Annotated in this window: 23 protein-coding genes; 12 read left to right on the plus strand and 11 right to left on the minus strand. The window is 35.0% G+C overall.

The features are described from left to right. The first annotated feature begins 112 nt into the window (after positions 1–112). The 6 genes from WCP76_RS03610 to WCP76_RS03635 all read left to right on the plus strand — a co-directional run bounded on the left by WCP76_RS03610 (position 113) and on the right by WCP76_RS03635 (position 6,227). Complete coding sequence (locus tag WCP76_RS03610; protein ID WP_336294327.1) at positions 113–1,276, plus strand: D-alanyl-D-alanine carboxypeptidase family protein; 1,164 nt, start codon at positions 113–115, stop codon at positions 1,274–1,276. Between the two features lie 38 nt (positions 1,277–1,314). Further along, entirely contained in the window at positions 1,315–1,959 is a 645-nt protein-coding gene (gene tmk / locus WCP76_RS03615; protein WP_336294328.1) for a dTMP kinase, read from the plus strand. Beyond that, positions 1,956–2,996, plus strand: a complete 1,041-nt coding sequence (locus tag WCP76_RS03620; protein WP_336294329.1) for a DNA polymerase III subunit delta' — start codon at positions 1,956–1,958, stop codon at positions 2,994–2,996. The genes tmk and WCP76_RS03620 overlap by 4 nt, the downstream gene beginning before the upstream one ends. 78 nt (positions 2,997–3,074) lie before the next feature. Beyond that, complete coding sequence (gene metG, locus WCP76_RS03625; RefSeq protein WP_336294330.1) at positions 3,075–4,616, plus strand: methionine--tRNA ligase; 1,542 nt, start codon at positions 3,075–3,077, stop codon at positions 4,614–4,616. 8 nt (positions 4,617–4,624) lie between these two features. Next, positions 4,625–5,398, plus strand: a complete 774-nt coding sequence (locus WCP76_RS03630; protein WP_336294331.1) for a TatD family hydrolase — start codon at positions 4,625–4,627, stop codon at positions 5,396–5,398. Between the two features lie 10 nt (positions 5,399–5,408). Beyond that, positions 5,409–6,227 (plus strand): MBL fold metallo-hydrolase, encoded by an 819-nt coding sequence (locus WCP76_RS03635; protein WP_336294332.1) that lies wholly within the window; start codon positions 5,409–5,411, stop codon positions 6,225–6,227. 518 nt (positions 6,228–6,745) lie between these two features. Here the strand turns inward: WCP76_RS03635 and WCP76_RS03640 are convergent. From WCP76_RS03640 to pcsA, 3 genes are read right to left on the minus strand one after another with little or no spacing between them, the layout of a single operon-like run. Next, positions 6,746–7,153: a DUF6163 family protein gene (locus tag WCP76_RS03640; RefSeq protein WP_336294333.1), complete on the minus strand. Its 408-nt coding sequence runs from the start codon at positions 7,151–7,153 to the stop codon at positions 6,746–6,748. Continuing rightward, positions 7,150–8,196, minus strand: coding sequence for an enoyl-CoA hydratase/isomerase family protein (locus WCP76_RS03645; protein ID WP_336294334.1), 1,047 nt, complete (start codon positions 8,194–8,196; stop codon positions 7,150–7,152). Before WCP76_RS03645 ends, WCP76_RS03640 begins: the two co-directional genes overlap by 4 nt. Before the next feature lie 11 nt (positions 8,197–8,207). Continuing rightward, positions 8,208–9,023: a phosphatidylcholine synthase gene (pcsA, locus tag WCP76_RS03650; protein WP_336294422.1), complete on the minus strand. Its 816-nt coding sequence runs from the start codon at positions 9,021–9,023 to the stop codon at positions 8,208–8,210. A 176-nt stretch (positions 9,024–9,199) separates the two neighbouring features. Here pcsA and WCP76_RS03655 point away from each other — a divergent pair, with 176 nt between their 5' ends. The 3 genes from WCP76_RS03655 to WCP76_RS03665 all read left to right on the plus strand — a co-directional run bounded on the left by WCP76_RS03655 (position 9,200) and on the right by WCP76_RS03665 (position 12,058). Then, the gene (locus WCP76_RS03655; protein WP_336294335.1) at positions 9,200–10,408 is read left to right on the plus strand and encodes a UbiH/UbiF family hydroxylase; all 1,209 of its coding nucleotides are present in this window, start codon (positions 9,200–9,202) and stop codon (positions 10,406–10,408) included. Positions 10,409–11,409: 1,001 nt separating this feature from the next. Next, positions 11,410–11,754: a hypothetical protein gene (locus tag WCP76_RS03660; protein WP_336294336.1), complete on the plus strand. Its 345-nt coding sequence runs from the start codon at positions 11,410–11,412 to the stop codon at positions 11,752–11,754. Continuing rightward, positions 11,732–12,058 (plus strand): hypothetical protein, encoded by a 327-nt coding sequence (locus tag WCP76_RS03665; RefSeq protein ID WP_336294337.1) that lies wholly within the window; start codon positions 11,732–11,734, stop codon positions 12,056–12,058. The genes WCP76_RS03660 and WCP76_RS03665 overlap by 23 nt, the downstream gene beginning before the upstream one ends. Before the next feature lie 393 nt (positions 12,059–12,451). Here the strand turns inward: WCP76_RS03665 and WCP76_RS03670 are convergent, their stop codons facing one another. The 7 genes from WCP76_RS03670 to WCP76_RS03700 all read right to left on the minus strand — a co-directional run bounded on the left by WCP76_RS03670 (position 12,452) and on the right by WCP76_RS03700 (position 19,170). Continuing rightward, a complete protein-coding gene (locus WCP76_RS03670) occupies positions 12,452–12,613 on the minus strand; it encodes a hypothetical protein (RefSeq protein WP_336294338.1) in 162 nt (53 codons plus the stop codon). 1 nt (position 12,614) lies between these two features. Beyond that, entirely contained in the window at positions 12,615–13,016 is a 402-nt protein-coding gene (locus tag WCP76_RS03675; protein ID WP_336294339.1) for an SUF system Fe-S cluster assembly protein, read from the minus strand. Beyond that, a complete protein-coding gene (locus tag WCP76_RS03680; RefSeq protein WP_336294340.1) occupies positions 13,009–14,253 on the minus strand; it encodes a cysteine desulfurase in 1,245 nt (414 codons plus the stop codon). The genes WCP76_RS03675 and WCP76_RS03680 overlap by 8 nt, the downstream gene beginning before the upstream one ends. Before the next feature lie 8 nt (positions 14,254–14,261). Further along, complete coding sequence (gene sufD / locus WCP76_RS03685; RefSeq protein WP_336294341.1) at positions 14,262–15,524, minus strand: Fe-S cluster assembly protein SufD; 1,263 nt, start codon at positions 15,522–15,524, stop codon at positions 14,262–14,264. 11 nt (positions 15,525–15,535) lie between these two features. Then, positions 15,536–16,291 carry a Fe-S cluster assembly ATPase SufC gene (gene sufC, locus WCP76_RS03690; RefSeq protein ID WP_336294342.1) on the minus strand — a complete coding sequence of 252 codons (756 nt, stop codon included), beginning with the start codon at positions 16,289–16,291 and terminating at the stop codon, positions 15,536–15,538. A 53-nt stretch (positions 16,292–16,344) separates the two neighbouring features. Next, on the minus strand, positions 16,345–17,856 hold the full coding sequence (sufB, locus tag WCP76_RS03695) for a Fe-S cluster assembly protein SufB (RefSeq protein WP_336294343.1): 1,512 nt from the start codon (positions 17,854–17,856) through the stop codon (positions 16,345–16,347). A 168-nt stretch (positions 17,857–18,024) separates the two neighbouring features. Continuing rightward, entirely contained in the window at positions 18,025–19,170 is a 1,146-nt protein-coding gene (locus WCP76_RS03700; protein WP_336294344.1) for a cysteine desulfurase family protein, read from the minus strand. Positions 19,171–19,330: 160 nt separating this feature from the next. Between WCP76_RS03700 and WCP76_RS03705 the strand changes: the two genes are divergently transcribed. From WCP76_RS03705 to WCP76_RS03715, 3 genes are all read left to right on the plus strand, one after another. After that, positions 19,331–20,011, plus strand: a complete 681-nt coding sequence (locus tag WCP76_RS03705; RefSeq protein WP_336294345.1) for an alpha/beta hydrolase — start codon at positions 19,331–19,333, stop codon at positions 20,009–20,011. A 279-nt stretch (positions 20,012–20,290) separates the two neighbouring features. Then, a complete protein-coding gene (tyrS, locus tag WCP76_RS03710; RefSeq protein ID WP_336294346.1) occupies positions 20,291–21,553 on the plus strand; it encodes a tyrosine--tRNA ligase in 1,263 nt (420 codons plus the stop codon). A gap of 191 nt (positions 21,554–21,744) precedes the next feature. Next, positions 21,745–22,230 (plus strand): peroxiredoxin, encoded by a 486-nt coding sequence (locus WCP76_RS03715; RefSeq protein ID WP_442894706.1) that lies wholly within the window; start codon positions 21,745–21,747, stop codon positions 22,228–22,230. 128 nt (positions 22,231–22,358) lie between these two features. Here WCP76_RS03715 and prfB read toward each other — a convergent pair. Further along, positions 22,359–23,490 (minus strand): peptide chain release factor 2 gene (gene prfB, locus WCP76_RS03720; RefSeq protein ID WP_336294347.1). Its coding sequence is split into 2 segments (ribosomal slippage): positions 22,359–23,420 and positions 23,422–23,490, totalling 1,131 coding nucleotides; the frame shifts between segments, so codons are not numbered across the junction. Positions 23,491–23,549 lie beyond the last annotated feature (59 nt).

Raw genomic sequence — 23,549 nt, forward strand, 5'->3', positions numbered from 1 at the left:
AATATAAACCTATTCTAACTTTGTTATTTTTCTAGGTCTGCAGAAATAAATAAAGTTCTTCCTATATAAGAAGGTTGTTTATGCTGATTCTTTAGATATAGGAGAAGCGGTTATGTATATAGCATTAAGGGTTTTATTTACCTTAATTTGGATATTGACATTGAGTGAGTGGGGGCGAGCACAAAACTTACAGATTCCCGCATCACAATTACTGTTACTAGATAATGATACAGATACAATACTTTTGGAAAAACAGAGCGATGTTGTTTTTTTTCCCGCTTCATTAGCAAAGCTTATGACGGCTGAAGTCATATTTCACCAATTAAAAGAAAGAATCTTAAGTGGAGAACAAAAATTTAAAGTAAGTGAAAATGCTTGGCGCAAAGGTGGAGCACCTTCCGGCACAACTACTATGTTTGCAAAAATAAACACAGAAATTAGTGTTTCTGATCTTTTACGTGGTTTAATTATTGTCAATGGGAATGATGCTGCTATTACCCTTGCTGAAGGAATATCAGGAAGTGAGGCTAATTTCGCAAAATTGATGAATCAGAGAGCTAAAACAATTGGGTTGTTGAATAGCCATTTTGTTAATGCTACAGGATTTCCTGAAAAAGGACAGTTTGTAACATTACGCGATATGATCACATTAGCGCGTCATATTTTTCGTGAATATCCCGATTACTACACGCTTTATCGTGAACCTCATTTTACTTGGAATAAAATTTTCCAACGTAACAAAAATCCTCTTATTTCTAAGAAAATTGGTGTAGAAGGATTTGGATTTGGCTACAGTGAAAAAGAAGGTTTTTCAATGGTTGTTTCTATTTATAAAAATCATCGACGCCTTTTTTTAGCAATAAATGGTTTGCAAGATGGTAAAGGGCATACAAAAGAAATAGAACATATACTTCAATGGGGAATGAAAGCTTTTGATCTTAAAACGATTTTTACGAAAGGAGAGACTGTTGGCTACGCTTCTGTTTATGGTGGAACAAAAAGTTTTGTTCCGATTATTGTTCAAAAACCAATAAGCTTTATGCTATCAAATGAAAAACAAATGAAGGTTAAAGCAAGAATTAAATATAGTGCTCCTTTAAGAGCTCCCATCACTTTAGGGCAACCAATTGGTGTTATTCAAATTTTAGAAAATAAAAAAGTTCTACTCGAAAAACAAGTTTTTGCCGGAACTAATGTTCAGGAAGGAAGCTTTTTTGCAAAATTAAAAGATGCCCTCTATGAAATAAGCATTGGGTGGTTACGGAAATATTTATAGTTATAGTACGTTCTAAGTAATAAGGTTAAGGTCCATACGTGTTAGGTTATTTTATCACATTTGAAGGAGGGGAGGGTGCAGGAAAAACAACACAAATTTCTTTGCTCTCTCAATATCTTTATAGTAAAGGTTATGATGTTATTACAACACGAGAACCAGGAGGAACCTCCGGAGCAGAGGCGATACGTCACATTTTATTGTCAGGTCAGGCACAACGCTACGGGTCTTTAATTGAAGCTGTTTTATTTACTGCAGCACGTGCTGATCATGTTAGTGAAGTCATTATACCTTCTTTGCAAAAAGGAAAAGTTGTTTTATGTGATCGCTTTATTGATTCTACAAGAGTTTATCAAGGACTTAATAATAAGGTGGATTCCTCCACTCTTTCCGTTTTAGAATATGTTGCACTCAATGGGATAATGCCTAATCTAACATTTTTATTAGATATACCAGCAAGATATGGCATGGAGCGCACAAATCTTCGAAGAAATAAAGCCGAACAGATTGACTATTTTGAAAAAGATGAATTAAAAATTCAAGAGAAAAGACGCCAAGCTTTTCTACAATTAGCAAAACAGGAATCTCATAGGTTTCGTGTTATTGATGCAACAGACACTGTGAACGTTATTGCACAGAAAATAAAAAATATTTGTCTTCAGGTATTGTTGGATCAATTTCCATGAGTGATATAAATATTCTTCACCAATATGATGATATCGATACAGTTTTATCACCTTCACGGAATACTATAATTTTTGGCCATGAAGCAACCCTTCAGTTTTTGGCGCAAATGCGTAAAGAGGGGCGTTTACATCATGCATTATTATTTGAAGGAAAGTATGGGATTGGAAAAGCAACATTGGCATTTCATCTTTCTTGGAATATTTTAAGCTCTCAAAAAAGCGATTTTTTGCAACCAGAGCATACTTCCACTACATGGCGTCAAATTACACAAGGTTGTCATCCCGGACTTTTGCACATTTCACGTCGCTTTGATTTAAAGACGCAAAAATTTAAAACGGGTATACTTATTGATGATATCCGCGATATCATGCATTTTTTAAACCAAACATCGCAAAATGGTGGATGGCGTATTGTTATCATTGATCCTGCAGATGATATGAATAGAAGTGCAGCCAATGCAATTCTTAAAATACTTGAGGAACCTCCTGCAAAAACTTTATTCATTATTATCACACACTCTATAGGAAAATTACTTCCAACAATTCGGTCACGGTGCCAACGGATTTCTTTGAAACCATTGCATAATGATGAGATGAAAAAAGTCATTAGACACATTTTTTCTAATCAAGATTTACCAGATGAAGAAACTGTTGAAATGATTATTCAAAAATCCAAAGGAAGCCCTCGAAAAGCTGCCTTATTTATTTGTAATGGCGGTCTCGAAATTATAAAAACCACTGATGCTCTATTAGATCAACCTATTTGTAACCCAAGTGTCGTACACACCCTTGCACAAACACTTTCATTGCCTTCTTCAAGCATCCAGTTTCAGCAATTGTGTGATGAACTACTTGATAAAATTCAAAAAAGAGCCATCATACTAGCTGAAAGGGGAGATTTTTCTCTTTCAAAAAAATGTGCACAAGCGTGGCAAGAGATTCATCAAAAGATAAGGGAAATACAATTATTTAATCTCGATAAAAAGCAATTTATTATTAATTTGCTTTTTACAGTTCATAAGATCATTCGCGAATGATGAGCTTTTTCCGTGACAATGTGATTAACAAACGTTATGTCCATTGTATCTTTTATTGAGTTTCACAACGAGTATGACATGCATGACACATATTACATAACAACTCCGATTTTTTATCCCAATGGTACTCCGCACATTGGGCATGCTTACAGTGCAATTGCTAGCGATGTTTTGGCTCGTTTTCAACGGCTAGATGGAAAAAATGTATTTTTTCTCTCTGGTACGGATGAGCACGGTTTAAAAATGCAACAGACAGCAGCAGCATTAAACATAACACCTAAGCAACTTGCAGATCGTAATAGTACTGTGTTTAAAAAAATGCTTGCAGCATTAAATTGTTCCAACGATGATTTCATTCGTACAACAGAAAATCGCCATCATAAAGCTTGTCAAAAAATTTGGAAAAAAATGGAACTGAATGGCGACATTTATCTTGGCCGTTATACTGGTTGGTATTCTGTTCGTCAGGAAGCGTATTATGAAGAAAAAGATACTGAAGTTGGAGAAGACAATATTCGTCGCGAAAAAGAATTAGGCTCTCCAGTTGAATGGAACGAAGAGGAAAGTTATTTTTTTAGACTTTCCCGTTATGAAAAAGCCCTTCTTGAATATTATGAAAAACACCCGGATTTTATTGCTCCTATCGAACGGCGCAATGAGATTATAAGTTTTATCAAATCTGGTTTAAAAGATATTTCTATTTCACGGACAAATTTCAATTGGGGAATTTCTATCCCAAATAATCCAAAGCACGTAATGTATGTCTGGGTCGATGCACTTACAAATTATCTATCAGCAATTGGTTTTTTTGATGAAAATTCAAAAAAACGTGATTTTTGGCCTGCAAATATTCACATCATTGGTAAAGATATTATTCGCTTTCATGCAATTTATTGGCCAGCATTTTTAATGTCTGCTGGAATTGAATTACCTAAGCATATTTTTGCTCATGGTTTTTTACTAAATTGTGGTGCAAAAATGTCAAAATCTATTGGAAACGTCATTGATCCCTTTGAAATGATTAATCACTATGGTCTTGATCAGCTTCGTTACTTTTTTCTTCGTGAAGTGCCATTTGGACAAGATGGTAGTTATAACCATGAAAGTTTTGTAAATCGTATTAACGCGGATCTTGCTAATGATCTTGGTAATTTAGCGCAGCGCTCTTTGTCTATGATTGCCAAAAATTGTAATGGAAAAGTTCCTATACCAGCTACATTTTTAGTTCAAGATGAACAGCTTTTGGAACAATCTCTTCAAGTACTTAAGAATGTACGTCAATCCATGTCTTCTTATGGAATACATGTAGCACTCTCAACTATTTTTTCAGTTGTAGCAGATGCCAATCGCTATTTTGCTAACGAACAACCTTGGAGTTTACGGAAAAATAATCCAGAAAGATTTCGCACAGTTCTTTACATAACTTTAGAAATCTTACGGCGAGTAGGAATTCTGCTCTTACCTTTCATACCACAATCGGCAACCAAGCTTCTTGATAGTCTTGCAATTTCTGAAAATGATCGATTACTATACCATATAAGTAATTCAAAAATTCAAGAAGGTCTTGATCTTCCGCAACCAGAACCAATCTTTCCCCGTTATATTTTTGAGAAAAGGTGATACTCGTCATGTTGATTGATACACATTGCCATCTTGAGTTTGAAGATTTTTTGCAAGATTTGGATAATGTTATCCAACGGGCGTTAGATGCTGACGTTAAACGTATAATAACGATTGCAACACGTGTTCGTCAGTTGAATAAGCTTTTAGCAATTACGCAAGCCTATGAGCAAGTATTTTGTTCTGTTGGAACGCATCCAAATCATGCCCAAGAAGAACAAGATATTACAGCTGAAGAGCTTATCCATTTATCGAAGCACCCTAAAATTGTTGCATTTGGGGAAGTTGGTCTTGATTATTATTATGATTATTCCTCACCAAAAGAACAAAAGAAAGTTTTTCAAGAACATATCATTGCTTCTCGAGAAACACAGCTCCCTCTGGTTATTCATTCACGTAATGCTGATTTTGATATGGAGACAATATTGCGCGAACAGACAAAAGAAGGCCCTTTTCCATTTGTACTTCACTGTTATTCGTCTGGAATGCAACTTGCTCGTGCTGGCATTGAACTTGGTGGTTATATTTCTTTTTCAGGTATCCTTACTTTTAAAAATGCACCTGAAATTCGTGAAATAGCAAAAATTGTACCTCATAAACATTTATTAATTGAAACAGATGCACCATTTTTAGCACCTGTTCCTCATCGAGGAAAAACAAATGAACCATCTTTTATATGCCATACAGCAGCTATTTTAGCTAAAGTTATTGGGTTAAATATTGAAGAAACAGCTAAAATAACAACACAAAACGCTTTTCATTTATTCAGCAAAATGAAATAGGGTAAAATATATGTTTGATAAATACCGATTTACAATATTAGGTTGTGGGCCTTCTCCAGGAGTACCACGCCCGAATGGCGATTGGGGAGCTTGTGATCCCAATAACCCTAGAAATAAGCGCTACAGAAGTTCTTTATTAGTTGAACGCATTCATGCATCAGAAAAAAAAACAACACTCGTCATTGATACTGGTCCAGATTTTAGATCACAAATGATCGATGCCCGCGTGAATCACCTTGATGCCGTACTTTATACACATTCTCACGCAGACCATATTCACGGTATTGATGATTTACGGAGTTATGCACTTGCACAAAAATGTTTAATAGATATTTATGCAGATACATTTACACTAAAGCATTTAAAAAATGCTTTTGGATATTGTTTTCAAACACCAAAAGGTTCATCTTATTCACCTATTTTAAAAGCTCATCTTATCAATGAAGATAGCCAATTTATAATTAAGGGGCAGGGTGGGGCGATAAGCATCAATACACATTTACAATGCCATGGTAACATTCATTCTTTAGGTTTTCGTATTGGTAATGTTGCTTATTGTACAGATGTTAGTAAATTTCCTGAAAAAACATTAAAAAAATTAATGAACTTAGATGTTTTAATTATCGAAGCTCTCCAATTTGAAATGCATCCAAGTCACCTTTCTGTTGATCAAGCGTTACAATGGATAAAATATTTAGAGCCAAAACAAGCCATACTCACACATATGGATAGATCCCTTGATTACAATAAGGTTGCAGACTATGTCCCAGCATACGTTAAACCTGCATATCAAGGACTTAGTTTTGAAACAGATGCGCAAAAACTCTAATCTTTCAGAAACATTACACGGTGGAAAGATGAATTGCGTTTTTTCTTAGACATATTTTCTTAGACATAAAATGATGTGAATAACAAAACTGCGGAGCAGTTTAAAGAAAATGCGGCAGTATATGTTACATTTGTGTCTAATTTAGTAAAAATATTTTGTCAAATTATAGTCATAATTTTGTTTTAAAAGTGAATTATGCGATATCAATATGATTAATGTGTCTAAAGTAGGGCTATCTCCGTTTCTATTGAATTAGGATCTTTATTTTTTCACTTCATATTATCGCATAATATATATTATGGAACTTTTTTTAAAACAGAAAGGATGTATTTTACATGCTAATAGCGTCATTTTGGGGAACAATAGCGTCATTACTGTGGATATTTTGCTCAAAAGCCACTTCTCCTTGGGACTTGTGGTGGGTACCTTTTGTTTAGAAAAACTTTATAATCTTTCAAAAATATAGATCGGGCCAGAATAACTGGCCCGGAAACTTAAACCACAATAGCTTTTGGATCTTAGTAATCTTTTAAATAGTTTTTTTTGAAAAAAAACATCAAGATTCGGAGTACTACAAAAACCAAAAATAACATACCGTGAAATAATGCCACAAAAGGCTTGACGGAATCGGAATAGTACATTGTTAATATTTCAGTAAATACTGCAATGCACCATAAAACGATTCCCCACAATGAACACATCCAAAGTCCAATTAAGGCAATAGGACAAATAACAGCCAATACGGCGGATGCAAATTGCCACTGCCATGGCATAAGATCAAAACGCCATAAAACTCCTGGAAACACACCAACGAGACGTACCCAATAAAAAATACTCAACCCTAAGCAGATAAAAGCCAAAAACCGTGAATAACAGCTATAAACAAAATTGATTTTTGAAATCCGTTTTTGAGAACTATTTTTCAAAATAATAACTCTTTCTCAACAGGTTGGAAATAGGCATCTATCATTTTATCTGTTACGTTTGAAAGTTTATCTGGTTGCCATTTAGGTGTTTTATCCTTATCAATTAACATTGCACGTACACCTTCACGGAAATCATGTGAATTAATCATATGATGTGCAATACGATTTTCAATTGTTATACAATCTTCCAAAGTCTTGAATGAATTTTGTTTCATTTGCCTCCATATAACTTTTAAACTTGTTGGAGAGCGTGACAGCAAGATATCATAACATTCTTTAGCAAATAAAATACCTTCGTTGCTTTTTTTATGAATTAATTCAATACATTCCTCTAATGTATGGGCACTAAAACAAGCACTAATAACACCACGTATATCATGACTTGTTTCATAATCCATTGTAATTTTTCGTTCCTGTAAAGCTAAAATAGGATCTCCTTTCTCAATAATAGCTTTCTTAATAGTACTTAATTCGATTTCAGAAACTGCATGAGTTGCTAACCCTAAGTTTAAACAATCTCCCCATTTTATGCGTGCACCAGTCAATGCAAGGTAAATACCAAAATGATCTGGAAGAGATGGTAAGAAAAAGCTAGCACCAACATCTGGAAAAAATCCAATAGCGCCCTCTGGCATAGCAAAGAGTGTATTTTCTGTAACAATTCGGTATGAACCATATATAGAAATACCTACCCCCCCACCCATCCAAATACCATTTAAAAAAGAAATATAGGGTTTTGAAAAATTTCTAATATAAGCATTTAAGCGATATTCACTGCGAAAATATTCATAAGAAGAATCCTTATCTCCCATACGATAGATTTCCACAACATCCCCACCAGCACAAAAAGCACGCCCCTCCCCTTCAACTAAGACGCAAGAAACATCATCATCTGTTTCCCACGTACTCAGAGCTTCGTTCAAAGCGAAAACCATTTTTTGATTAAGAGCGTTTAATGCTGAGGGGCGTGTGAGCTTTATAATACCAGCTTGCCCCTCTTTTCTAAAAGAAATGTCATCACCCGCACCAAAATCAATTTGCATATTATACTTTCCTAAATATCTATCTTCTTATTTTTTATACCTAATTGAGGAAATAGTTGCATAATAGCACCAATACAATACATATAAATACCTGTTACTGAAATTCCTATCTTAACCCAATACGGAGCATCCAGTTGGTAAAAAAATGCAGCAACACTAAAAGAACACCATAAGAGAAAAATTGGAAAATTAATCCTACGCAAACGGATGACTCTTACTGGGTGAATAAAATAAATTGGCAAAAAAGATATGATTGCCGATAAGGTAATAATGCTAAAAGTAATCCACTCCCCTGGCTTTACTACAAAAAGCATGAAAATCACCATATTCCAAACGACAGGAAACCCTTTAAAAAAATTTTCTTTAGTTTTCATACCAGTATCTGCGTAATAAATGGCTGATGAAATGACAATGATAGCACTCAATAAAAATGATAGTCCTGAACCCATAAAACCACTTTGATAAAGCGCAAAAGCTGGGATTAAAACATAAGTTACGTAATCAATGATATTATCTAAAAGCTCTCCAGACCATGTTGGAAGTACGTATTTGACATCAAGTTTTCGTGCAATCGGTCCATCAATGCCATCAACGAGAAGTGCAAGCCCAAGCCAACAAAACATAGCAGTCCATTCTTTTTGAGATGCAGAGATAAGAGAAAGAAATGCTAAAAACGAACCAGAAGCCGTTAATAAATGAACAGAAAAGGCTTTTGCTTGCGGCATCGTTACTTTTTTATGTCGTAATAGATCTGCATTAGTTTTGATTTTTTTTGTTAGCTTACGTTTCAAAATTTTCTTATCCTCGTTTTTAAAGTTTTCATTTATCTGCCAACACGCCACTTTTTCCATAGTATGTTTCACTATAAAAATCATAAAAAGTTTACTTTTTTATATCGCATTATTTATTACATAATATAATAGAAGAGATTAATACAATAAAAAGAGATTATTCATTTAGAGATGTTAAAATATTTTGTAAATGAGGAAAGGCTCAAATAGTTGTGACACTAAAAAAAAATGAGCATCTAAATATTGCTGTCATTGGTGCAGGCCCAGTTGGTATGTTAGCGGCACTCAGTCTTGCACATAAGGGCTATTCTGTTTTTCTTATTGCTCCATCTACTCACGCAGATGAGTTACGAACAACTGCTCTTATGATGCCAGCAATACGTACACTTCAAAAAATTAATATTTGGAATACTCTTAAAAGGCATGCAGCGGCTCTATCTTTCCTTAGAATCATAGATATAAGCTCCAGGATTGTGCGTACCCCCAGTGTGAATTTTTCTTCTGCTGAAATTGGTGAAAAAGCTTTTGGCTATAATATACCTAATGTAAAATTAAATAATGCTTTACTCAATTCCATTATGCATACGCCTAATATTACAAGATTTGTTTCTTCGGCAAAATTTTTTCATCACAAAAAAAATCATGTACGTATTACGCTTGAAAATGGTGAAGTTATTCAAGCGTTTCTTGTTGTTGCTGCTGATGGACGCCACTCTCTAACACGAACAGCAGCAGGTATAGGCATTAAGCAGTGGAATTATCCACAAAAAGCACTTGTTCTCAATTTTTCTCATGATTTTTCTCACCAAAATACATCAACTGAATTTCATACAGAAAATGGTCCATTTACACAGGTTCCACTACCAGGGAAACAATCTAGCCTTATATGGGTGGTTAACCCTTCTCGTGCTGAAAAATTATTGAATATGGGATCAAAAGAAGTTGCAAAAATAATCGAAGATCAAATGCAGTCAATGCTTGGAACATTAACATTAAAAACACCAATTCAAGCATGGCAACTTTCGGGACTTATTTCTCACCGTTTTGCAGATAATCGAACAATCTTAGTTGGTGAAGCAGCTCACGTTTTCTCCCCCATTGGAGCGCAAGGGTTGAATTTAGGATTTCGCGATGTTCAAGCTTTAATTGATATTTTGTCCGACCCAGCATTTGCTTCTAATCCTGAAATGATTGTTTCCCATTATAATCGGTGCCGCAAACCTGATATATTAATCCGGAGTGGAGCTATTCATATACTAAACTCTTCTTTATTTTCTAATATATTACCTGTCCATATCATGCGAAGCATTGGACTTGGATTATTACGTAATTTCTCACCTTTACGTAATTTATTCATGCTAGAGGGAATGTCTCCGGGCTATGGATTCAAAGAAATTATGCGAACATTTTCAACAAAATAACCTAAAAAACTCCATTGCTATAATAAAAATAACGATGAATAAGGTAGTAAAAGGGACAGCTGAAAATGCACAAAGGCCGCTTGAACAACACAAAATAGTAATGCTGGTAAGAGAATTATTTCTGGTTTTCACATCTTTTAAAAACTTAAACTTGAGAAACATCCAAAAAGATACAACATAGAACTAAAGCAATAAACGCACATTGGCTTGAATTTAGACAATTACATATTTAAGGTGAATTACACGTGAGATTATTCAAATATTCCTATGTCTCACATCTTCTAGGGAAGATGTCATTATACACATTCGATATATACTGTATGAATTAAGAGCAAGGCTAACCTGTAATAGACCTATTTTTTTGCTAAATAATGTGCATTTATTAAAAGATCACGTAAAAAATACAAATCTCTAACTTTTCTTCATCACTAATCAAGAATCTGTCCCATGAGATTATTCCGAAGAATAACTAACTCAACAAAGTTCTTTTCATAAGTTTAAATGTGAAAAACTTTTGCAAAACCTGGAGTATAAAATTTAAAAAACATCCTTTATAAGTGCTATATGAAAATCAAGAAAATATTAATAGAAGATAAAAAATAATGGTCAAAATACGATTAGCGCATAAGTGGATTATATTAGTACCCGCAATGATAGGATATTTTTGTAAACTGCACCTTTACAAAAATTTTGCATTATAAATTACGTGAAAAATCATATACATAAAATCTGATCTATAATTTTTTATATAAATTACCGAATAATGAGAGCCTTTTAAAAAGAGCATCTTTAGATAAGTACAGAGAAAAGCAAATCTGTTAAGAACAGATATTCACATTACTTTTTCTCATAAAGTACAAAGAAGGAAAACAACTGTAGCTAATCAACTAAAAATCTTAAAGCTCGCGTTGTTCAGTATAACATTAAAAATAAAATATTCTTTGGAACCTGTTAGCAATACAAAAGTTAATCAAGTATCATTTCAACATGATGGTGCCAAGATGATACTAAGTAAAATTTGGAAATTAAAAATTTTTTTTGTAGTGCTTATATGTTTCTCATCTCAAGTCACAGCTTCAATAAATAAATTTTCTTCACCACTTTATTGTAAAGATTTCACCTATGCCTTCCTAAAAGATATTACTAAACCCGGTCAAAATTCATTTACTGCTTCGCAAATTAAAAATTTTCTCATACAAAATGGTTTCACGAATATTAAGCGATTGCGTTTAGATGATAAAGGTATTTGGCGTGCTTTAGTAGAATTTAAAAAATGTATTTTTTTCGTATCAGTTGACTATTCAGGGGCATTCAGCATTCAAAATGGAAACACAAAATATGATTGATTTTAAAACTTATAACGATGTTGGGTCTAATGGCTATGAGAGGAGTTTTTTCAAAAAAATCAGTGATTCTATTAAAGAGCCCGCTTTCATTGGAAGTCTAAATGGTAGTTTATCAGGAATAATCGCGGCAACCCTTGCAACTTATGGTTATATTTCTTTGCCAGGATTTGGTCCAATTATAGCAATGGGTACAAGCGTAGCACTTTCCATTGGAATGATAATTGGTACAATAATCGGATCAATAACGGGTATTTTTATCGCTATACTGTTTATTTGTATAGAAAAATTATATACATCTCTGTAATTATTTATTTTATAAACTTTGCAATGAGCAAAAAAATTGCGTCAATTAAATTCCTTACTACCTTCTTACTGCGCATTTTTAAAAACCGCTTTAGAAGCATCTCTTGCAAAAATGTAGATCAAATATAACTATGATCTATAAATGTATTTTTAGGGAAATAAAACAGACCGTCCTCAATACACCTAGAGGTATATAAAAATGCTATTTTAAACTTATAGAGTTTTTTCTAGTAAGCATGTTTTCCTCTAAAAAAATATTATTGAACAAATTTAAGGTAAGCACAAAATTATAAAACTATTAGCATAATAGCCTATTCTCCCAGCCACTTAGAGACACCATTACATACAAAAAAGGCGTAATGATTTCATAAAATATCCTCAGATATTGCGCTTTTCACGGATGATCTCCAAATTTTCCAAGAGCTACATAGATTATCATCAAGATTTTATAGCCAGTCCCCATAGCAATTGAAAGAGAAAGAAAACTACGTAGCCAAAAATTTTTCTCTTTGGCATAAACCATCGCAAAATCATTTTTATCTGCACAGTGCGGCACTTCAATACCATCCCACAGCAACCTGTGCTTCTTCTGACATACAATCAGGTGTCCATGGTGGATCAAACGTCATGGTAACTTCAACGTGCGAAACACCTTCAACTGCGCTCACCGCATTTTCTACCCACCCCGGCATTTCACCTGCAACAGGGCAACCTGGTGCAGTGAGAGTCATTTCAATTTTCACCGAACGATCATCTTCAATATCAATACGATAAATCAGTCCTAGCTCGTAAATATCAGCAGGAATCTCTGGATCATAAACTGTTTTGAGAGCAGCAATAATATCATTAGTCATACGATCAATTTCAACTGATGGAAGTGCTGATATGTAAGACTTTTTATTTTCGCTTACAATTTCAACAGATTCTGTAGAGCAATGTTCTCCAATTGATTTAGTCATTAAAAAATGTCCTTGCTTTTTCTAATGCTTCCACTAATTGATCAATATCTTCATGATTATTATACATAGCCAATGATGCGCGACAAACAGATGTTAAACCAAAATGCTGTAACAAAGGTTGTGCACAATGCGTTCCTGCACGGATAGCAACACCCTGCCTATCAATAAACATAGCGATATCATGTGCGTGGATGCCTTCCATTTCAAAAGAAATAATAGCACCTTTATGAGGAGAATGGCCATAAATACGCAATGATTTTATGGTTTCAAGCCTTTTATGTGCATAAGATAATAGTGCCATTTCATGTGCATGAATAGCATTTCTATTTTTTTTATTCATATAATCAATAGCAGCAGCCAATCCAACAGCCTCAGCTATGGGAGGAGTGCCCGCTTCAAATCTGTAGGGGGGAGCATTATAAAAGACCTTATCAACAGTTACCTCCTCAATCATTTCCCCTCCGCCTTGAAAAGGATTCATTTCTTCCAATCTACATTCTTTACCATAAAGAACGCCTATACCTGTTGGACCGTAAAGCTTATGTCCTGTAAAGACATACCAATCACAATCAAGATTTTGAACATCAATTTTTAAATGCACCGCTCCCTGGGAGCCATCAACAAGAACAGGAATAGCATTTTGATGTGATAGTCTAATAACTTCTTTAACAGAAGGAACAGTCCCCAATACATTGGACATATGAGTAATAGCAACAAGCTTCGTTTTATCACTTAAAGCATTTTGAAAATCTTCAATATGCAAAACACCATTTTCATCAACTGGAACAAAAACAAGCTTGACACCTTTCCATTCACGAATAAAATGCCAAGGAATAATATTCGAGTGATGCTCCATAATGGTGAGAACAATTTCGTCCCCTTTATTCAGTTTGAACATTCCCCAACCGTAAGCAACGGTATTGATGGCTTCTGTAGCACTTTTTGTAAAAACAATCTCTTTTGCTTTTTGAGCATTTAAAAAAGCCCGAACAGTTTCGCGAGCATCTTCATAAGACTGTGTAGCCGCATTCGATAAAAAATGCATTCCTCGATGCACATTTGCATTACAACATCGATAAAAATTATTCATCGCATCAAGTACAGATTGAGGTTTTTGGGAAGATGCACCACTGTCAAGATAAGCCAGCCGCTTACCATAAACATTACAATGTAAAATAGGAAAATCACTGCGAATTTCTTCTACATTATAACTCAATGTTTGTATGTTACTTTCCATTTTTTACCTTAAATATTTTTTTCCAACCATTTACTCATGATATTCTTCAAAACAGTTTGAACATTATCTTGCTTGATGTCATCAATTAGCTCAAAGATAAATCCTTTAATTAAAAGAGCATAAGCAGTTTTAAAAGGAATACCGCGTGCCATTAGATAAAAAAGATAATCATGATTAATATTGGCAATTGTCGCACCGTGACCACATGCAACATCATCAGCAAAAATTTCGAGCTCAGGCTTTACATCAAATTCCGCATCATCTGAAAGAATAAGGCTGTTACAAGCCATACGCGCATCTGTCTTTTGAGCTTTTTGAGCAACACGTATTGTTCCTTGAAAAACACCGACTGCCTTATCTGTAACCACATTGCGTACAATTTCGCTTGAAGTTGATTTCTGCTCAATGTGACGAACAGTCATCGTAAGATCATTATGAGTTTGTCCTGAGAGTAAATTTATGACTCGTAATCGAAAATCAGACTCCTCCCCCTCTAATTCAATATCAATTTCTTGACGATTAAGTTGGCTGCCTATGTTAATAACATAGAGCGATAATTTTGCTCCTTTACCAATAACAGCACAAAATCGGCTAAACTGTGTAGAATTAAGACCCTGATTTCGAATAATAACCCATGTAATATCACTGTAAGCAGCGAGATTTAATGAAAATATTGAACTGCCAAAAGTATCCTTATCATTAGCAATCTGATGTTCAATAAAAATCGCTTGACTGTTTTCATGAGCTTTTATGTCTGAAAAAGTATGAGATTGCCCACCTATTTGAATATTTTGTAACTCAATAGGAACATTTAATTTTGTATTTTCAGGAATATGAAAAATCCAACCATCCGTAAAAAAAGCTGTATTTAATTGTCCCACAAAGTCTTCATCAGAAAGGACGTGATCCACCTTTATAAAATTTTCTTTTAATGCATCCGTAAGACGTTTTGCTGTAATATTCGCCACATTTTGTTGTGTGGATGTTTTTCCATTTTTGATCGAAAAAACAGCGCTCTCTGAAAGCAATGCATCTACAGATGCTTCATCATTAACTTCTGAAAAATCACTAACAGACTTCAGTAGTGTGCGCAGATTAGTATAGTGCCAACTTTCTAATTTACGCGAAGGAAGTCGCGAGGTTTGAAACAATGCAATAGCTTTTTCACGAATTGCCCGCACATTCTTATCACCAGGTAAATTTCCTATACACAGATTGAAATTATTTATAATATCTTTTTCAACTGCTAAAAAATTTTGCTGTGAGCTCATATTCAATGACCTCAAGCTGCTTCACTGATAAGATCAGCGTATCCATTTTGTTCCAAATAAAGCGCTAATGATTTATCACCACTTTTAATAATACGTCCTTTATAAAGAACATGTACAGTATCAGGAATAATATAATTAAGCAGGCGTTGATAATGGGTAATAATCAAAAATAAACGCTTTGAATCCCGAAGTTTATTAACACCATCTGCAACAATTTTAAGCGCATCAATGTCTAAACCTGAATCCGTTTCATCTAAAACACAAAGTTTAGGCTCAAGAAGCGCCATTTGTAAAATTTCAGCTCGTTTTTTTTCTCCACCTGAAAAACCTACATTCAATGGACGTTTTAGCATCTCCATATCTATTCCAAGTTTTGAAGAAATTTCTTTAACACACTTTATAAATTCAGGAATTTTTAGCTCTTCATCACCACGAGCTTTGCGTTGAGAATTCATCGCAACTTTTAAAAACTCCATTGTTGCCACTCCAGGTATTTCCATTGGATACTGAAAAGCAAGGAAAACACCATATGCAGCCCGTTCTGCTGGATTCATTTTTAAAAGTGATTGTCCATCATAAAGAATATCACCTTCTATCACTTCATAATCATCACGACCAGCAAGTAAATAAGACAAAGTCGATTTTCCAGCTCCATTTTGTCCCATAATAGCAGCAACTTCACCATCTTGAATAGTCAAGTTTAAACCGCGAATAACTTCTGTATCAGTTTCAGCAATGCGGGCGCGCAAATTTTTTATCTCTAACATAATTTAATCCTGTTCTGGCCGTTTTGCATAAAAAGTATTATTTACCTAAACAACTATCCCACACTACCCTCAAGGCTTATACCAATGAGCTTTTGTGCTTCAACAGCAAATTCCATTGGAAGTTTTTGAATAACCTCTTTTACAAAACCATTTACAATTAATGCAACAGCTTCTTCTTCAGGAATCCCCCGCTGCATAACATAAAAAAGCTGATCATCAGAAATTTTTGATGTTGTTGCTTCATGTTCAAACTGCACTGTAGCGTTTTTTGCTTCAATATAAGGTACTGTATGAGCACCACAATCATTACCAATTAACAAACTATCACATTGTGTAAAATTACGTGCATTCTGCGCTTTGCGATGTGCTGCAACTTGTCCCCGATAAGTATTATTTGAAAAACCGGCAGAGATTCCTTTAGAAACAATACGACTTGATGTATTCTTCCCCAAATGAATCATTTTTGTACCGGAATCAACCTGTTGATAACCGTTTGAAACAGCGATAGAATAAAATTCTCCACGCGAGTTATCACCACGCAGCAAGCAAGATGGATACTTCCAAGTAATAGCAGAACCAGTTTCAATCTGTGTCCATGAAATTTTAGAATTATTGCCACGACAATCTCCACGTTTCGTCACAAAATTATAAATACCCCCCTTACCATCCTTATCTCCAGGATACCAATTTTGCACTGTCGAATATTTAATTTCTGAATTTTTGAGCGCAACAAGCTCAACAACAGCAGCATGAAGTTGGTTTTCATCACGTTGGGGCGCCGTACACCCTTCAAGATAAGAAACATAAGAATCCTCATCTGCAATAATCAACGTTCGCTCAAATTGGCCTGTATTGCGCTCATTAATCCTAAAATAAGTTGAAAGCTCCATAGGACAACGAACTCCTTTAGGAATATAAACAAACGAGCCATCTGTAAAAACAGCTGCATTTAAGGCAGCATAATAGTTATCACCTGCAGGCACCACCGTTCCCAAATACTCTTTGATAAGAGCGGAATGTTCAATAATTGCTTCTGAAATAGAGCAAAAAATGACACCAAAGTGTGCCAACTCTTTTTTAAATGTTGTAACAACTGAAACAGAATCAAAGACGGCGTCAACAGCCACCTGCCCTGATGCATAAGTAGCATCGTCAAAGGTAGAGGGGTCAGACTGTTTTCTTACCCCCGCCAAAATTTCTTGCTCTTTTAGGGGAATACCAAGTTTTTCATAAGTTGCCAACAACTCAGGATCCACTTCATCCAAAGATTTTGGTCCAGTATGATTTTTAGGAGCAGCGTAATAATGAAGCTCTTGAAAATCAATTTTAGGATATCTAATGCGCGCCCAATCGGGTTCTTGCATTTTCAACCAACGGTGGAAAGCTTGTAAACGCCATGTCAGCATCCATTCAGGTTCATGTTTTCTAGCAGAAATAAATCTGATAATCTCCTCGTTTAAACCTTTTGGAGCTTTGTCAGTTTTAATTTTTGTCTCAAAGCCATATTTATATTGATCAACATCCATTTCACGGACTTGGCGTATGGTTTCTTCTACTGCCGGCATAAACCTTCTCCATTTTTTGGCATCAAGAACCGGTGACTAAAAATCTTATTTTTACAAAATCGAAACAAGAAATTCATTCTCTAGGCTATATGCAAAGCGGAAAAATTTCAATCAAGCTTATTTTATTATTTAAAATAATTCTAATTTACAAATTTTAAATAATAAATTTTACGTTTTCTTATTACTAAGCATTCTAGAAAAAAATAATAAAAAATCATCAATATCTTTAGAAGTTGTACACCGTCCTATTGAAATGCGAATTGCTCCATCTGGAACACTGTAACCCATGGCTTTCAAGACCTTGCTTTGTTTTACTTTTCTCGAAGAACAAGCAGAGCCTGCTGATACAGAAAACCCTGCCAAGTCAAAAGCAATTTGCATAGTTTCCGCTTTTATATCGCGTATAGTAAAATAAGTCGTGTTTGGCAAACGCCGAACTCTTTTGCCAAAAATTTCAACATTACTGCAAATTTTCTGGATTCCAATTTCTAATTTATCGCGTAAACACATTAAGAACTTTATTTCTTCTTTATTGAAACAATCAGCCATCGCTGCTCCAAAAGCGGCAATAAGCGGTAATGCTTCTGTTCCACCACGAAAACCTTTTTCTTGCCCCCCTCCAATAATAAGAGGATACGGCATAAGAAGGTTGCCGCATGAAACAAAAGCACCAATTCCTTTAGGTCCACCAATTTTATGCGCAGATAGTATAAAAAAATCCCCACCCATTTGATTAATATCAACAAAATTTTTGTCTACGTACTGTGTCAAATCAACAATAAGAATACCTCCAAAATCCCGCACGATAGCAGATAGTTCTTTTATTTCTTGAATAACACCAGTTTCACTATTTGCAGCTTGAATAGCAACAAGAGGAAGACCTTTTGTCTTATCGTGAACAGCTAAGAGAGAGACTAATTTATCTCGTTGAATGAGACCATCCTGATCAACAGCAACTGTGCTTATAAACTCTTTAGAAAAACGTCCTCCTTCCGCAATAGATGGATGTTCGGTAGCACCAACATAAAGATGAGAAAATTGAACTTCAGAACTTCCCATATGATAAAAAGGCGTCAGTAATGTCATTGCTGCTTCACTAGCACCAGATGTAAATACAACGTGATCGGGATGTGTATTGAGCTTTTCAGCAATTTGTCGACGCGCTTTGCCCAATAAAGCGTTAGCAGCACGCCCTTCTGCATGAACGGATGATGGATTACCAAATATCTCTAAAGATTCCAATAACGCTCCCCGCGCAACTTCCTTGAGCGGTGTTGTTGCGTTATAATCAAAATATCGACGCTTTACAACCATTTAACATTACAATCATTAATCTTATGAATTGAGTAAAAAATAGCGTAATTTTCTTGAAAAATGCACTAAAATAAAGAATATCTAACGATTAGCTAATAGATTCTACGGTAAAAGTCGCCCAAGGTCAATGAGAGCCTTTGTAACATTTAAGGAGCATGTAATGCCAGAAATTATTTTTAATGGTCCCGCAGGTCGACTTGAAGGGCGTTATCAGCCTTCACAACAAAAAAATGCACCAATTGCAATTATTTTGCATCCTCATCCTCAATTTGGGGGTACAATGAACAATAAAATTGTTTATGACCTCTTCTACATGTTCCAACAACGTGGCTTTACTACATTACGTTTTAATTTTCGTGGTATTGGCCGCAGTCAAGGTGAGTTTGACTATGGGGTAGGAGAACTTTCAGATGCTGCAGCTGCACTCGATTGGGTACAAACACAACATCCCGATTCTAAAAATTGCTGGGTCGCTGGATATTCATTTGGTGCCTGGATTGGTATGCAGCTTTTAATGCGGCGACCAGAAATTGAGGGCTTTATATCTGTTGCTCCTCAACCTAATGTTTATGACTTTTCATTCCTTGCACCCTGCCCTTCCTCTGGACTTATAATTCACGGAGATATCGATAAAGTTGCCCCAAGAAGAGATGTTCAAATGCTTGTAGATAAATTAAAAACACAAAAGGGTATCACCATTACACAAGAAATACTGGAAGGTGCTAATCACTTTTTTAGCGGATATAACAAAAAACTCATTGAACGATGTGCACAATATTTGGATAATCATATTACAAATGAATTCCTCTCTCCTCCCCCTGAAATACTTTCGCTTACTTAAAAACGCTAGAAATGTATAAAAATGAAAAAGCTATTTTATAAAGAGAGCGAATTCGTTTTTTACACTGTTTTTTAGTTTCTCTAAAAGTTTGTGAATTTAATGATAAAAATAAGTACCTTCTCTATAACTAATGAAAAAATTTCCCCTTAAATTATAAGTAAAATAGGATGTATTTTATTTTCACTACCGCTATTTCTCGTTCTCTTGTGTAATACACATTACTTATGTTAGAGAACGGATTATATGAACTTATGCAATATCAACCAGGAAACAAAATCTGTGCATGCCTTTAAATCTGATTTTTTACACGTTATGCACGAACGTGGTTTTATTCATCAAATTTCGGATGAAAAAGGATTAGATGATCTTTTTTCAAAAGAAGTTGTTAGTGCCTATATTGGATTTGATCCTACAGCATCAAGTCTTCATGCTGGCAGTCTTCTTCAAATTATGATGCTCTATTGGTTGCAAAAAACCGGTCATCGTCCTATTGCTTTAATGGGTGGAGGAACAGGTTTGATCGGTGATCCTTCCTTCAAAGATGAAGCACGACACCTTTTAACCCAAGATGATATTGCTAAAAACATTGCGGGTATTAAAAAGGTATTCTCTAACTATTTAACATTTGGTGATAAAAAAAACGATGCATGCATTGTCAATAATGCTGAATGGTTATGCAATTTAAATTACTTAGAATTTTTGCGTGATATAGGAAAACATTTTTCTGTAAACCGTATGCTTTCATTTGATTCTGTTAGACTCAGGCTTGAACGTGAATACTCTTTGTCATTTTTAGAGTTTAATTATATGATCCTACAAGCTTATGATTTTGTTGAACTTTATAAGCGCTATGGATTACGTATGCAAATGGGTGGCTCTGATCAATGGGGCAACATAATAAACGGCATTGAATTAGGGCATCGTTTAGGAACACCGCAGTTGTATGCTTTAACTTCACCGTTGCTGACAACCTCTTCCGGCGCAAAAATGGGTAAATCATTGAATGGAGCTATATGGCTTAATGCGGATATGCTTGCACCTTATCAGTTTTGGCAATATTGGCGGAATACAGAAGATTCTGATGTTACCCGGTTTTTAAAACTTTATACTACATTACCAATGAGTGAGATTCTCAAACTTTCTGCATTAAAAGGAGCTGAAATTAACGAAGCTAAGAAAATTCTTGCGACAGAAATTACAGCACTGCTGCATGGACGCACCCTCGCGGATGCAGCAGCAGAAACTGCTCGTAAAACTTTTGAAGAAAAAACTCTTGGAGAAAATCTTCCCACCGTTGAAATTAACCCTACAGAATTAAAAACGGGCATTGGATTGCTAACTCTTTTAGTGCAAGCCGGACTAGCCAAATCTAATAGTGAGGCACGCCGGCATATTCAAGGCGGAGGTGTACGTATAAATGATCAAAGCGTTAAAGATGAAATGCGCCTTATTATTGAAGAAGATGTAAATGCAGAAGGAATAATTAAAATTTCTTTCGGAAAGAAAAAACACATTGTAATAAAATTACTAGAATCCATTTAAAATTTTTCATGTTCATCCTATAATTTTTTATATTCTTTTTTGCATAATGCTTATACTTTTTGTGCTTTCTTCATATCTCAATTTAATTTTTATGATAAAATAGGCCCGGTGAAAAAACTAAAAATTATCTAAATAGTTGCTTCTTTTATATATCTAATTCTTTACACTAATTACAAATAATAGAGAGAAAAATGATAACGAAACAGATAAAAGCCCCCCTTGCTCCTGATTTTAATTTGCCACGCGATGGTGGAGGTAAGCTATGTCTCTCTGATCTGCAAGGAAAAGCTGTTGTTTTATATTTCTACCCAAAAGATGATACAAGTGGATGCACAAGTGAAGCAATTGATTTTACACGACTGAAACCAAAGTTTGATGAAATCGGAGTTATTATTATTGGAGTGTCCCCAGACAGTGTTAAAAAACACGATAAATTTAAAACAAAACACGATCTTGACATCATTCTTGTTTCCGATGAAGAAAAAACAACGCTTGAAGCTTATGGTGTTTGGGTTGAAAAAAGCATGTATGGACGCAAATATATGGGTGTTGAGCGAAGCACTTTTTTAATTGATATAACTGGAAAAATAGTAGAAGAATGGCGTAAAGTTAAAGTACCTGGACACGCAGAAGCAGTATTAGCTGCTGCTACACTTTTATGTCATAATGACTTATAAAATCTATTTATTCAAGCGCCTATGAGATGTGAAAATTACTCCCCCTGCCACCTATAGTAGATCCAAGTACACAATCTTTAAATTAAGAGATCAAGAAATACACGTGAAAAACCTTAAAAATATTGTATCTAGTTAATCAATTCTTCAATTTCTTGGACTTTTCCATAAAGACGTCGAGCGAGAGCTGCTTCTATAAACGCATCTAAATTTCCATTTAATACGGATTGTGGATCAGTATTTTCAACGCCAGTGCGTAAATCTTTAACAAGCTGATAAGGTTGGAGAATATAAGATCTAATTTGGTGTCCCCACCCAATTTCCTTTTTAGAGGCTTCAACGGCGTTTGTTTCTTCTTCTCTCTTTTTAAGCTCTTCTTCATAAAGCCGAGCACGTAACATAGACCATGCAGTTGCCCGATTTTTGTGTTGAGAACGCTCCGTTTGACATTGAACAACGATACCTGTTTTGATATGCGTAATTCGAACTGCGGAATCTGTCGTATTGACATGTTGCCCCCCAGCCCCTGATGCACGATATGTATCAATACGGACATCTGACTCTGCGACATCAACTTCAATATCATCGTCAATAACTGGATACACCCAAACGCTTGCGAAAGAAGTATGACGCTTTGCATTGGAATCGTAAGGTGAAATCCGTACTAAACGATGAACACCTGATTCTGTTTTTAGCATACCGTAAGCATTGTGTCCTTTTATAAGAATAGTCGCTGATTTTATTCCTGCTTCTTCGCCATCATGAGTTTCTAATACTTCAACCTTCATTTTATGCAACTCAGCCCAGCGCATATACATACGTAATAGCATAGAAGCCCAATCTTGGCTTTCAGTCCCTCCTGCACCAGCGTGAATTTCTAGATAGGTATCATTCGAATCTACTTCTCCTGAAAGAAGCACATTAATTTGTTTTTTATCTATCTCGTTCTTAAGATCACGTATTAAGTTTTCTGCATAAGTGATAATTTCGACATCTCTTTCTTCTTCACCGATCTTGATTAACTCAATACATTCTTCAAGTGTTTTCGTAAATGATCGGATACCATTGATTGTATCATCCAAACGTTGGCGCTCACGCATCATACCTTGCGCCTGTTGAGCGTTATCCCAAATGGTTGGATCTTCCACTTTTTGATTGAGATATTCGAGACGTTTTAATGATTGATCCCAGTCAAAGATGCCCCCTTAGCAATTTGATTGCTTTCTGAATTTCATCAACTAATGTTTCTATTTCAGCCCGCATAGCCTGATACCTTCATCTTTAATTTCTATATTTTTCTAATAATAACCTTAAACATTTTT

It is taken from the genome of Bartonella vaga (assembly GCF_037070895.1).
Classification (GTDB): domain Bacteria; phylum Pseudomonadota; class Alphaproteobacteria; order Rhizobiales; family Rhizobiaceae; genus Bartonella.